This is a genomic window from Eggerthella sp. BIOML-A4, from assembly GCF_009875575.1.
Lineage (GTDB): Bacteria > Actinomycetota > Coriobacteriia > Coriobacteriales > Eggerthellaceae > Eggerthella > Eggerthella lenta.
The window spans coordinates 215,245-228,306 of record NZ_WWRX01000001.1 but is presented as its reverse complement, the minus strand read 5'-3'; the positions used below and the strand labels follow the sequence as shown (position 1 = coordinate 228,306).

Sequence of the window (13,062 nt, the reverse complement as noted above, 5' to 3'; positions counted from 1 at the left end):
TGCTGTCGTTACTTGCCCTGGTTCGCTTTTTCGTCTGCGTCGTACGTGAAGTACTGCTGCGCAGCTGCGGCATCGGCGTTCGCGGCGGTAGCCACGGCATCGGCCATGGTGGCGGCGACTTCGGACGTCTTATCGGCGGCGACGCGCTTGGCTTCGGCCTTCTCGTCTCGCTCGGCACGCTGCTCGGCGCGTTGCTCGCGCTGGTCGGCAACGGCCTCCTTCGCGGCCGCGACCGAGGTGGTCACCACGCCCTTGACGACGTCGGCGGTCGAAACGGGCACTTCGGTGCCGTGTCCGTTCGCACCATGGGAGGCGGAGCGCTCGGCTTTCGCCTGGCCGAGGGCAACCGACTCGTCGCTGGCGCGGCGCGACTTGAACGCGTTGCGCACGCGCGAGGTCACGTTGTTCACCAATTCCACCGGAGCGTTGGTCACCGTGTCCACCGCTTCGACGGCCGAGGCCACCGAGTCGGTGATTTCGTTCACGTCTTCGAGAATCTGATCGACGCGCATGATCTCGAGGTTGGCGGCATCGACCGTCAGCGACACACGCTCCACCAGCGGATCCACCTTCGCCGCGACGGGCTCGAGCGACGCCGTGATACGCTCCACGCTTGCCAGCGTAGGCTCGACCTGCTTCTGCAGATCGTCGACCGTCTTGCGTGTCTTGCGCACGGTCATGACAAGCTCGATGACGAGCCACACCAGCACCGCGCCCACGATCACATAGACCACCGGCAACGCTATGCTGAGAATTTCGCTGATATCCACCGTATGCCTCCTGTTTCCGAAGCCATTACTATAGCACGAGCACCTCGGATGATATACAGGCCGAGGTCAACTTTTCACCCTGCTTCCACAGGAGTAGACAATCGGTTACCTTCCGCGCGACGTGGGGTTTTCTCCGGAATCCAGACGGTCTCGCGCGAACGTGTCGCTGCGGTAGGCCTCCCAACCGCGATCGCTCGACCGGTAGAAGCAGCCGCGCTCCAAACCGTCGGGCAGGTAGCGCTGGCTCACCCAGCCGCTGGGGTAGCTGTGCGGATACTTGTACTCGCCGTAGTTCTCGGATCCGGGGCGGTGCCGATCGCGCAGATGGTCGGGCACGTTGCGAGACGGCCCGTTGCGCACCTCGTTCAGCGCGGCATCGATGCCCGCCTCCGCCGCGTTGCTCTTGGGCGCGAGCGCCAGGTAGATGGCAGCCTGCGCCAGGTTGATGCGGCACTCGGGATAGCCGATGACCTCGGCCGACTTGAACGCGGCCTCAGCGATGAGCAGCGCCTGCGGATCGGCGTTGCCGATATCCTCCGACGCAGCGATGAACATGCGGCGCGCGATGAACTTCGGGTCTTCTCCCCCATCGATCATGCGGGCGAGCCAGTACAGCGCGGCATCGGGGTCGCTGCCGCGCATGGACTTGATGAACGCCGAGATGACGTCGTAGTGCATGTCCTTGTTCTTGTCGTAGGGCAGCGAGCGATGCGGCGTGGCCGCGCGCACGTTGTCCTCGGTGATCTTCGCGGGCTTCTTCGAGGTGCCGGGCTGCACCATACCGGCGGCAAGCTCCAACGTGGTGAGCGCCGCGCGCCCGTCGCCGCCCGCCAGCAGCACGATGGCGTCGCGCGCTTTGGCATCCAACCGATAGCGGCCGCCCAGGCCGCGCTCGTCGACCAGCGCACGCTCCACGAGGCTGACGATCTCCTCGTCGGACAGCCCGTGCAGCTCCACCACGCGCGAGCGGCTGATCAGCGCCGAGTTAACCTCGAAGAAGGGGTTCTCCGTTGTGGCTCCCACCAGCACCAGCACGCGATCCTCCACGGCGTGCAGCAGCGCGTCCTGCTGGCTGCGGTTGAAGCGGTGGATCTCGTCGACGAACAGGATGGTGCGCAAACCGAACGCCGACAGGCGCTTGTCGGCGGCATCGATTTCGCGGCGCAGATCCGAAACCGTGCCGCCGATGGCCGACACCTCCACGAACGTAGCCTTCGTCGTCTCGGCGATGACGTGCGCGAGCGAGGTCTTGCCCGTGCCCGCCGGGCCGAACAGGATGACCGAGCTCAACTGGTCCTGCTCGATGGCGTTGCGCAGCCACGAGCCGGGGCCCACCGCCTCGTCCTGGCCGACCACTTCCTCGAGCGTGCGCGGACGCATGCGCACTGCCAAGGGCGCCACTTCCGACTTCCGCTCGTTTTCCATTTCGGTAAATAAGGTATCCATGCCATATATCGTATCATGCGAACGCTTGTTTGCCTAGCGGACGTTGCATTGTCGCCCGAAAAACTCGGAATCGCGCCCGAAAACGAGGCCTTCGGGCGACAACGCACTCCCGTCCTCGCATTCCGTCGCTCGATCCGCAGCCGCTCGGCATGTAGAAGACCGGGTTGTGTAATCGGCGAAACAACCGGATGTCAAGTCTTTATTTTAACGATGCTACCCATATACTCAAAAGCAGGTCCTGCCCTCGTAGCCATACTTTGCGATGGACCGATGCTGATACATGAGGGAGCTCAAGATCGCGTGTGAAATGGGGATTCGTGTCCGTTGACACGAAAGCCAGGAAGCGGGCTGCGAGCACCCACCTTTTAAGGTGGGTTCATCCTTCTGGCCGGGGGTAGGGCTTCCAATGACGCACGAAGGGGCTGCAGTTCAAAACTGCAGCCCCTTTCCTTTTAGGAAACCGACTGTGCGGCGGGGAGGGATGCCGCACGGCAAAGAAGTGCCTAAGCGACGGCTTCCGAATCGGCCATATGTTTGCCGGCGATGCGGCCGAACGCAAACGAGAAGCTTACGTAGCATCCGCATCCAGGATAGTTGCCCGGAATGCCGAAGATGTTCGAACCGGTATCGCAACCGGAGCAGTACAAATGCGGAATGGGCTCGCCCCATACGTCGAGAACCTGGGCGTCGGTGTTGATGACGAGGCCGCCGTGCGTTTCCGCCATATTCATAGCCGGCACTTCCATGTATCCGTCGGAATCCATATCCCAACTGTTGTACACGTCGTTGTACTGCACGTTGTAATGGTATTGCTGCGCAACCTCGATAGGATAATAGTTGCACATGTTGTACAGATCGGCTCCTACGGCCATGGCGGCTTTCACGCCATCCCCCGTGCAATCTTTGCACATATACGTGCTATAGTCGAGCGCGTCTTGGCAGAATCGCTCCTGCATCTCTAAACCGGCCGGGAACCCGCCTGTAGCCAGCATAACGCCCTTGCTTGCCTTATAGAACTCCCTGCCGCCCGCGCCTTCGGCTTCCACTCCGATAACCACGCCCTCGGCATTCGTTACCAGTTTCACCAACGCCGTATTGAAGACCGCCTCGATGTTGCTCTGCTTTTCGATGCACGCCAGCAACGGGTCAAACAACTCGGGACCTGAATTCGCGGTGTTGTCGGGGGCTGCCTTGGCCCAGTGGGTGCGCGGAACGGCTTCCTCCAATTTGACGCCGAACTTCTCGTATTCGCAACCCGTGGCGTCGAGGCATCCGCCAACCGCGCCGTTGTGCCCCCCGTCGGCTGTGCCGACGTTTGCCTCGGCCATGGCCACCTCGAAGCACGGCTGACCCAGGTATTCCTCGGCGAGCGCATCGAGCCAGTCGACGTTCGGACCAGCCACATCAGCATAAGCGCGTGCGATATCCTTGCTGCATGTGCCGTCGGTGCAGGTCATTATCCAATCGAATAACGCGTCGGCACTGTCTTCGATGCCGAGAGCTTTCTGGATCTTCGTCGGCGCACCCATGATGGCACCGCCGCAACGAGCCATAGAACCACCTGGCAGCGCTGCCTTCTCGAGAATGATAACCGAAGCCCCGTTCGCCGCCGCTTCGATGGCGCAGGAAGCGCCCGCCGCACCATAGCCGCATACCACGACGTCGGCCTCTTTCGTCCACGCGATGGACGAGCCGTCGACAGCGGTCGACTCGGACGAGACACCTGAAGCGGATGCATCGTTTCCGGATGAGCATCCAACCAGCGCACCGCCCGCCATTGCCAGCGCCGCAACGCCGGTCCCCTTCAAAAAGTTTCGGCGAGAGAAGCGTGCATTCTCGTTCCCCATAATCGTACCTTTCCCTTCCTCCTATATGCCGCCGCGACCGTTTCTCGGCGCGGCGGGGCACGCGGCAAAACCGCGTTATCCCTTCGTGCGGATTCGCGCAAACCCTAGCTATGGCAGGTGTAGCATTCGTACACGTCGGCGTGATGGCAACTGGCGCATGCACGCTGAGCCTTCTTCTCGATGGAGCCCGCCGCATGCATCTGATGACAGCTCACGCAGGAGACTTCGGCATGGTCGGCCGATTCTGGCAACGCATGCGGGTTCACTATCGTTCCATTCATGTCGGTTAGCACGGTTACGCCAGCCGTAACGACCTCCACCTCGTCTTGCGAGTGACAGCTCTCGCACGTCGCAACATCCACCGTTGTGGTTTTGAGGACGGCCTTGGCTGCCTTTTCAGCGGTGGCTCCTTCATGCGCCGCAGAAAGCGCTGCTACATCGGCATGGCACTGAGAGCAAGCCATGTCCTTGTGCCGAGATATCGCACAGGAACCGTCTTCGAACGACGCCTGTTCCTTTGCGTGGCACATACTGCAATCGCCGGTTTCAGACCACGTGAAGTCGACTTGCACTGCCGCAGCCTCGTCTTCGCCCGTAACAACGGCGTCGTTAGCTTTCGGCGCACATCCCGTAAGCGCAAGCGCCAAAACCGCAAACGTCGAGAACGCGCACGCCAGCGCCTTTGCCGACGAGTAAGGCACCCTTCTTTCGTTTCGCTTCATAGCTTCCCCGTTTCCCCATGGCTTCCATACTGCCAGTCTACGAGGTGTATCCATTCTGATACAACGTTTTTCGCATGATGCGACGCATCATGCGATTCAGCGTAAGAAGGATAGGCGACAATAGTTTGATCAGGCTAAATAAAACCGATACTATGCGCGGGAGTACGTTGCGTACATGCGCATATGCAATTCGTTCGTTTTGGATTTGAGCGAAGCATCCACGCCGGCATACAGCTCGGCCGTGACGCGACCCAGCTTGCCCGTGACCAACGCGGCGCTCACCTCGCCTTTCTCGGTGAGACTGATCGCCTTGTGGCGACGATCAACTCCGACGCCGTATGAAACCAGACCTTTGCGAGCTAACTTCGCCACCAGCGTAGAAACCGTGGTTCGCTCGAGCATGAGAATCTCGGCGATAACCGAGCAAGGCAAAGGCGAAGGCCGCGTTTCCAAAACGGCAAGGCATCGATACTCGACGAACGACAGTCCAGCATATTGCACGACAACCTGCGCCCAACGCCGCAACAACGCCGCGACGATCATGAGATAAGCCGGAGTGAGAACCGAATGGCATGAGCGGTTGATCTCAACCGTGTCCACCCCAAGCTTTTCAGCCACCGACGGGAAGGAGTTCATGATCTCTTCAATGTCCTCGTTGGTATGGTTCGCCCACACCGACGATCGCAGATTTCGGTATATGCCTTCGTACCCCCGCGTGAGCGTACGAGCGCCGGCGACATTCTCCTCGAGGACGATCAGCCGACCGTCGCTCGCACAACGCCCTTTGTTCACGAGCCCCGCCCGCGACAACGCATTCGCTGCCACTACGACAGTGTTCTCACTTGCTAGCGCGTTGCGAGAAAAATCGGCAAGCAGCATCGCACCACCATGGGATCGCACCGAAGACAGTAGGCAGAACTCTAGGTAAGACACCTTGCACAGCTCTGCAATCGAATCGCCGATACGGCGATGCAGATCGACCACTACGGTAGCCAATTGCAAAGTGAACAGCACTTCGTCTTGGATCATGCGAGCCTCCCTCGATGCCTCCCTGCATCTACTCGGCACATTCGCAGATTGTGCCCTATAGGTCACGTAGTATACCGCACAAGACCGTACTCTTTGTTTATGACTCACGCAACGAGAAAAAACGTCGGACAGCGCGTCCGGGCGCTTCGCGAGGAGAGCAATCTGACGCAGGAGCAGCTTGCGCTCATGACGGGTGTAGGACGGTCGTACCTCGCCAAGGTGGAGGCGGGCAACCGCAACGCCACCATCGACTTCATGGAGAAGGTCGCGCTCGGCTTGGGCGTGACGCTGGGTCAGCTGTTCGAGGGCTTGTAGGCTTCCTTTCCCATGGACGCAAGCGCATCTTCGACATCGACATAGGACGCGAGCGCCACCGCACCTCCCGCGGCCCCGTCTTCTGCGAAAGCGCCTGAAACTCGCACCCGTGCGGGAACGCCGCCGCGATTCACACACACGGTTCCGGCGAAGCCTCGCTCGCCCGCCTCGCGAGCCTCCTTGGCCAACGCACCGACGGCTCGACGCCCCTCCTCGTCGTCGCCCGTCACCAAACTGTAGCAAGCATTGGATTCGAGAGTTGTGAAAGCTTCATCCAACCTATGACGAGCGAACCCGATGCCCAGCAGCTCCATGAGCGTGCCTTCCTGCGCGACATCTCGCGCCTTCGCCCTTTCGCACTCGCCGAAGCGGTCGCCGCGAACACGTCGAGAAGGCGCTACGTCCGACGTGCTCCTGTTCTGGTAGAAACGGCGCTTATCGCGGTACATCGCCTCGTCTGCATCGAACAACGTCCTATCGATCTCGCTCGATCGCGGCGTCCATTGCGCGCCGATAGCCACCTCGCACGACGGAACTTCGTCGAACGCTTTCTGCAGCCGCCCCACAAGCGACCGAAAGCCCGCTTCGTCGGTATCCACGACCGTGGCCACGAACTCGTCACCACCCACACGGTACAGCCGCGCAACCTCTCCGAGAACGCGCTGCATCGTCTGAGCGCATGTTTGCAACAGATGGTCGCCTTCAGCATGGCCGCCGCGATCGTTGATCTCCTTCATACCGTTGACATCGAGAAAAACCGCGCCGAACGGGCGCGCCAGCTTCTCAAGGCGCCGCACGTCCTCGTTGTAGCGGTTTCGATTGTACAGCCCGGTCAGAGAATCGTGGTAGCTCATCGCCACTAGCTGGCGCTCGTTTTCGATACGCTGCAACGTCATGCTGTAGAAGTAGCACAACGTGCGCAGCAGCGGCGCGATGTCGCGGATCTGGTCGGCCGGAGGGTTGTCCATGCCGAGGAAGCCCACGAGACGCCCGTCGCGTTCGATGGGTGCGACGACCAGACTGGCGATCTCCTGCACGTGCAGCGTTTCGTACTCCCGAGGATCGACAACGCCCTTGATGGCGTCCAGATCCTCGATCAGCACGCATTCCCCCCGACCGAACAGGTCGAGCCACCGCTCGAACAAACGGTAGTCCATATCCTGAAGGCTTTCGATCTGGGAGGATATGCCGTCAGCACACCACTCGTGCGTATTGCTGAACCCCTCTCCGCGAGCCGAGAACAGATAGGAGCGCTCAGCTCCAAGCTCCTCGCCCAACCGTTCGAGCATGCGCACGGACGCACGCTCCGGATCGGTCTCGCGATACAGATCGTTAGCGATCTCGAGGATGACCTCCTCGTTGCGATGCAGGTTCCGAAAGCGCATACCCTCTTCTTTTTGATCGGTGAGGTCGAAGCCCACCTCAAGACGAACCAGCTTCCCGCCCCAGTTGATCAGACGATCGTTCAGCAGATGGCGATGGTTCGTCAAAGGGTTCGTGAATTCCCACACGTAGCTTTTCTCGACGCTGAGCAGATGATTCGTGCAGAACGGACACGGCTCATCGCGCCCTTGCAGGAATTCGTAGCACTTGAAGCCCTCCAGATCGGCATCGAGCGGCACCTTGAAAAGCCGGCGGCCCGCCTCGTTCACGTGCAGAAGCTCGTACGTCTCGATATCCGATATGTAAAACGGATCGGGATAGTTCAGATCGTCGTTGTATTCAGCCATGGAGAGCCTTCGTTCACGGTAACGGACATGCCGGCGTTTGCGCTTCGCGGTTACTGGTATTGCGTCCTAGTATAGCGATATTCTCAGTAACGTGCGCGCCCGATCGCAAGCTCCAGAAGAACGGCAGCGCCCTCCGGAGAGGGCGCAAAAAGCCGTGCATGCTCGATAGTAGACGAGAGGTCAAGCGCTGGGAAAACGCAGCACGAACGTGGTGCCCTGCCCTTCGGCGCTCTCCACCTCGATAACGCCTCCGTGGTACATAACCGCATGCTTGACGATGGCCAGACCCAGTCCCGTTCCTCCGGTTTCCTTCGAGCGGCTCTTGTCCACGCGGAAGAAGCGTTCGAACACCTTGTCGTGCAACTCGGCCGGGATGCCCGGTCCCGTGTCGCTGACGCGCACGACCGTCTGATACGCGGCGTTCGCGAGCCCGCCTTCCACGCATTCGGAGCCCACCTTCATGGTGACGAGGCCGCCTTCGTGGTTGTAGCGGATGCCGTTCTCGATGAGGTTGTACAGCATCTCCTCGGCCAACGTCTCGCTGCCCGCGATGCACGCCGACGCGCCCTCCACCCGCACGCGCACGCCCTGGTCGTCCGCGAAGCTGGACAACCTCCCGGCCACGCGCTGCGCCACCGCGTACAGGTTAATGGCCGTCGCACCGTCGTTCTCGAAGGCCGACTCGTCAAGCTTCGACAGCGTCAGCACGTCGTTGATCAGCGAGCGCATGGTCTGCGCCTCGTCGTAGATGAGCGCGGCGAACTTCTGGCGGTCGGAGGGCTGCACCATGTCGTTCTTCATGAGCTCGGCGTAGCCCGATATCACCTGCAGGGGCGTCTTCATCTCATGGCTCACGTTGCTGGAGAAATCGCGGCGCATGTTCTCGGCTTCGGCCAGCTCGCTGTTCTGCTGCTTGAGCTGGCGCTGTTGCTCGTCGATCCGGATGAGCAGCGGGTCCATCTCCTCGTATATCTCATTGTCCAAAGGGTTCGCGAAATCGAGCGCGTCGATGGGCTTCATGATCCGGCTCGTAAGTATCTTCGACAGCAGGAACACGAGCGCCACCGCCACGATGAGCGCTATGAGCACGGGCATGAGCATCTCGCTGAGGAACGATAGCAGCGAATGCCGCGTCTCGGACAGGCGCACGATACTGCCGTCGTCCAGCTTCACCGCCGCATACACGGTGTCGGTGCCCAGCGTTTCAGAGTAGCGCATGGTGACGGCCTCGCCCATGTCTGCCGCTTCCTGCACCTCGGGGCGGTCGGCGTGGTTGTCCATGGCATCGGTGTCGGCGGCGCTGTCGAACAGCACCGTGCCGTCCGCATCGATGAGCGTGTAGCGCGTCAGTCCGCTGAACTGCTCTTTCAGCGCGGGAGCGTTCTCGGACGACGGAGTGGCGTTCAGATAGCGCGCCGCATCCTGGGCACTGGCCGCAAGCTCGGTTTCAGCGTCGTGCTCGTAAGACAGGTAGTAGATGGTGGTCATCGTCACGGACAGCGCAACGATGACGGCCAACGTGAACGCGAGCACGCTCGTGAAAATCTTGCCGGACAGGCTCTTAACCTTGAAATGCGTCGGGCTCATGCGCGCGCTCACGAGGAGGGTTTGATGCAGTAGCCCACGCCGCGCACCGTACGAACGAGGGCGTCGGCCCCTTCTTGCGCCGCGGCCAGCTTCTGGCGCAGCGTCTGCACGTGCACATCCACCGTGCGCGTCTCCCCCACGTACGTCATACCCCACACGTCTTCCAGCAGTTGGCTGCGCGACAGCACGTGCCCCTGGTTCTGCAGCAGCGTGTGCAGCAGGTCGAACTCCTTGAGCGTGAGCGTGATGGGCTCGCCGCCCACCTGCACGGTGTGAGCCGACACGCATAGCTCGATAGGACCGCAAGACAGCTCGTCGTCGGCCATGACGGGAGGCGCCGACGCGCGGCGCATGAGCGCGTTCACGCGGCTGACCAGCTCCATCATGCCGAAAGGCTTGGCCAGATAGTCGTCAGCGCCGGCATCGAGGCCGCTCACCGTGTCGAACTCGGTGCCCTTGGCCGTGAGCATCATCACGGGCAGATGCTTGGTCGCCGGGTTCTCGCGCAGCATATGGAGGATCTCGAGCCCGTCGATTTCCGGCAGCATGATGTCGAGCAGCACCAACTCGGGGAGGCGCTCCTTGCACGCGGCGAAGAACTCGCCCGCCGCCGGGAAGCCCGCCGCCTCGAATCCGGCCTGCTTGAGAGCGTACACCGTGAGGTCGCGGATGTTGGTATCGTCTTCAACGTAGTAGATCATGGGTTGGTCCTTTCGGCCGGCAGCGCGCTTTCGCCGCCGTCGAACCTATTGTAAAGCAGGAGGAAAAACCACGGGCTTGCGGCAACGTCAAATTTGCGTAAAGCCGAAAGGATCCCGCACGGCGCCAGCCGGAACCCTCCTAGCTGACGCCGCACGGGATCCTTCGGCTCCGCGCCTTCGGCGCTGCGCTCAGGATGACAACGCTCTGGCCTAGCCGAACCTTCCCGCCACGTAGTCGGCGGTTCGGGGGTCGGCCGGGTTCGTGAAGATGTCGTCGGTGGAGCCGGCCTCCACCATCTCGCCCAACAGGAAGAACGCGGTCTTGTCGGACACGCGCAGCGCCTGCAGCATGTTGTGCGTCACCATGATCACCGTGTACTTGCTCTTGAGCTCGCCCACGAGATCCTCGATCTTGGCGGTGGAGATGGGGTCGAGCGCGCTGGTGGCCTCGTCCATCAGCAGCACTTCCGGGCGCACCGCCAACGCGCGCGCGATGCACAGGCGCTGCTGCTGGCCGCCGGAGAACCCGAGCGCGTTCTTCTTCAGACGATCCTTCATCTCGTCCCAGATGGCGGCGTCGCGCAGGCTCTGTTCCACGATGGCGTCCAGATCCTCGCGCTTCTTGATGCCGTGCGTGCGCGGGCCGAACGCCACGTTGTCGTACACGCTCATCGGGAAGGGGTTGGGCTGCTGAAACACCATGCCTACGCGACGGCGCAGGCTGTTCACGTCGATGGAGCGGTACGCATCCTCGCCGTCCAGCGTGATCTCGCCCTCGACGCGGCAGCCCTCCACGAGGTCGTTCATGCGGTTGAGGCTTTTCAGCAGCGTGGACTTGCCGCAGCCCGACGGGCCGATGAGCGCCGTCACCTGGTTCTCGGGGAACTGAAGGTCGATGCCCTTCAACGCATGGAAATCCTTGTAGTACAGATCGAGGTTGCGCACGCCCATCTTGACGGGCGCGTCGGCGGGCGCCTTCTCCTTGATGCGACGGTCGGCCGCCTGGCCCTGCGCCTGGGGCATATAGGTAGCCGGGGCGTTCTGGGTCGGAGCGGTTCTCTCGAGCGTGACGTTAGTCATCGGTGCCTCCCTTGTTCATCTTCTTGGCGGCGAACGTGGCCAGGAGGTTCAGAAGCACCACCATGACCAGCAGCACCACCGCCGTTGCATAGGTCTCGTTCACATGCAGGCCCTCGCTGGCCAGCGCGTACATGTGCACGGCCAGCGTGCGGGCGGAATCGAACACCGCCATGGCACCCTCACCGGCGAAATTCGGGATCTGGGCGATGGAGCCGGCCGTGAAAATGAGCGCGGCCACCTCGCCCACGCACCGGCCGAGCGCCAGTATCACACCGCCCAGAATGCCGGGCACGGCCGAAGGCAGCACGCAGCGAAACACCGTGCGCAAACGACCCGCACCCAGGCCGAAACCGCCTTCGCGGTACGCGTCGGGCACGGCCAACAGCGCCTCCTCGGTGGTGCGCATGACCACGGGCAGCACCATGATGGCCAACGTGCACGCGCCCGCCATGAGCGATAGGTTCCAGTGGAGCGCCGTCACGAAGAACAGCATGCCGAACAGGCCGTAGATGATGGACGGGATGCCCTGCAGCGTCTCGGCGGTGGTGCGCACGACAGCTACGAAACGGCTGCCGCGCGGCGCGTATTCCACCAGGTAGATGGCCGATCCCACGCCCACCGGCACCGCCATGAGCAGCGAGAGGGCCGCCATCAGCAGCGTGTTCACCAGCGCCGGCATAAGCGAGACGTTCGTGGAGTTGTACTCCCACTCGAACAGGCTGGGCGTAAGGTACGGCACGCCGTTCACCAGGATGTAGCCCACCAGGAACAGCAGCACCGCCGTGGTCAGCAGCGCGCCCAGATACACCAGCGCTCGCAGCAGCATGGAAAACACGCGGCGTGCGGCGCGATGACGCTCTTCCGCCGCTTCGAACATCGCATCGATCCGATCGCCCGGGTTGGCGGCGGGCGCCGGGGAGGCATCGGCCGATTCGTAGGCGATCGTCAGCTTGGGACTCATTATCTCATCTCACCCCGCTTCTTGATAACGTTGAACAACATGGTGATAAGCAGGATGAACACGAACAGCACCACGCCGGTGGCCACGAGCGCGCCGCGATGGAGGTCGGCCGCGTAGCCCATTTCCAACACGATGTTCGCGGTCATGGTGCGCACGCCGCTGAAGATGCTCTCGGGAATGAGGGCCTGGTTGCCGGCCACCATGATGACGGCCATGGTCTCGCCGATGGCACGGCCCACGCCCAGCACGATGCTGGCCATGATGCCGGAGGTCGCGGCCGGCACGATGACGCGGAACACCGAGCGCTCGTGATCGGCGCCCAGCGCGAGGGAGCCTTCGTAGTACTTCTTGGGAACGGCGTCCAGCGCGCTTTGCGCCACCGTGATGATAGTAGGCAGGATCATGATGCCCAAGAGCACAGACGCCGCCAGCAGCGACAGGCCGTTGCCCGTCACGTTGTCCGGCGTGTTCGCGCGAACGAACGGCACCAGGATCACCAGGCCGAAAAAGCCGTAGACGACCGACGGGATGCCGGCCAGCAGCTCGACGCCCGGCTTGAGCACGGCAGCGATCTTCCCGCTGGCGAACCGCGACAGGAAGATGGCGCACAAAAGGCCCGTGGGCACGCCCACGACCATTGCGCCGGCGGTCACGTAGATGCTGCCCACGATCATCGGGAAGATGCCGTAGATATCGTTGGCAGGACGCCACGTGGTGCCGAAGAGGAACTCGGGAAGGCCGATCTGCGCGAGGGCCGGCACGCCGTTCGCGAAGAGAAAGACGCAGATGAGAGCCACCGCGAGAACCGATATCCCCGCGGCGGCCACGAACAGCGCCTTCGCTATGCCCTCTTTGATGTGAAGTTGAGACATGC

At 62.0% G+C, this 13,062-nt stretch carries 12 protein-coding genes; 1 reads left to right on the top strand and 11 read right to left on the bottom strand.

Annotated elements, in window-relative coordinates; translation table 11 throughout:
- Window positions 1-8: 8 nt before the first annotated feature.
- The 5 genes from GT613_RS01010 to GT613_RS00990 form a co-directional block, all read right to left on the bottom strand.
- Window positions 9-770, bottom strand: a complete 762-nt coding sequence (locus GT613_RS01010) for a hypothetical protein (protein ID WP_009609342.1) — start codon at window positions 768-770, stop codon at window positions 9-11.
- Between the two features lie 105 nt (window positions 771-875).
- The gene (locus GT613_RS01005) at window positions 876-2,216 is read right to left on the bottom strand and encodes a replication-associated recombination protein A (RefSeq protein ID WP_009609329.1); all 1,341 of its coding nucleotides are present in this window, start codon (window positions 2,214-2,216) and stop codon (window positions 876-878) included.
- Between the two features lie 503 nt (window positions 2,217-2,719).
- A complete protein-coding gene (locus GT613_RS01000; protein WP_009609378.1) occupies window positions 2,720-4,063 on the bottom strand; it encodes an FAD-dependent oxidoreductase in 1,344 nt (447 codons plus the stop codon).
- Window positions 4,064-4,167: 104 nt separating this feature from the next.
- Entirely contained in the window at window positions 4,168-4,527 is a 360-nt protein-coding gene (locus GT613_RS00995) for a hypothetical protein (RefSeq protein WP_139912465.1), read from the bottom strand.
- A gap of 408 nt (window positions 4,528-4,935) precedes the next feature.
- Window positions 4,936-5,814 carry a MarR family winged helix-turn-helix transcriptional regulator gene (locus GT613_RS00990; protein ID WP_114516363.1) on the bottom strand — a complete coding sequence of 293 codons (879 nt, stop codon included), beginning with the start codon at window positions 5,812-5,814 and terminating at the stop codon, window positions 4,936-4,938.
- Here GT613_RS00990 and GT613_RS15720 point away from each other — a divergent pair.
- Window positions 5,755-6,129 (top strand): helix-turn-helix transcriptional regulator, encoded by a 375-nt coding sequence (locus GT613_RS15720; RefSeq protein ID WP_306798120.1) that lies wholly within the window; start codon window positions 5,755-5,757, stop codon window positions 6,127-6,129. The genes GT613_RS00990 and GT613_RS15720 overlap by 60 nt on opposite strands.
- Here GT613_RS15720 and GT613_RS00980 read toward each other — a convergent pair.
- From GT613_RS00980 to pstC, 6 genes are all read right to left on the bottom strand, one after another.
- Window positions 6,108-7,859, bottom strand: a complete 1,752-nt coding sequence (locus GT613_RS00980) for a sensor domain-containing diguanylate cyclase (RefSeq protein WP_114516364.1) — start codon at window positions 7,857-7,859, stop codon at window positions 6,108-6,110. The two genes, GT613_RS15720 and GT613_RS00980, sit on opposite strands and share 22 nt — an antisense overlap.
- Window positions 7,860-8,039: 180 nt before the next feature.
- Window positions 8,040-9,446, bottom strand: a complete 1,407-nt coding sequence (locus tag GT613_RS00975) for an ATP-binding protein (RefSeq protein WP_009306683.1) — start codon at window positions 9,444-9,446, stop codon at window positions 8,040-8,042.
- An 8-nt stretch (window positions 9,447-9,454) separates the two neighbouring features.
- Window positions 9,455-10,147, bottom strand: a complete 693-nt coding sequence (locus GT613_RS00970) for a response regulator transcription factor (RefSeq protein ID WP_009306684.1) — start codon at window positions 10,145-10,147, stop codon at window positions 9,455-9,457.
- Between the two features lie 210 nt (window positions 10,148-10,357).
- A complete protein-coding gene (pstB, locus tag GT613_RS00965; RefSeq protein ID WP_217309376.1) occupies window positions 10,358-11,098 on the bottom strand; it encodes a phosphate ABC transporter ATP-binding protein PstB in 741 nt (246 codons plus the stop codon).
- 121 nt (window positions 11,099-11,219) lie between these two features.
- Window positions 11,220-12,188 (bottom strand): phosphate ABC transporter permease PstA, encoded by a 969-nt coding sequence (gene pstA / locus GT613_RS00960; protein ID WP_114516366.1) that lies wholly within the window; start codon window positions 12,186-12,188, stop codon window positions 11,220-11,222.
- Complete coding sequence (gene pstC / locus GT613_RS00955) at window positions 12,188-13,060, bottom strand: phosphate ABC transporter permease subunit PstC (RefSeq protein ID WP_114516367.1); 873 nt, start codon at window positions 13,058-13,060, stop codon at window positions 12,188-12,190. The genes pstA and pstC overlap by 1 nt, the downstream gene beginning before the upstream one ends.
- Between the last annotated feature and the right edge of the window lie 2 nt (window positions 13,061-13,062).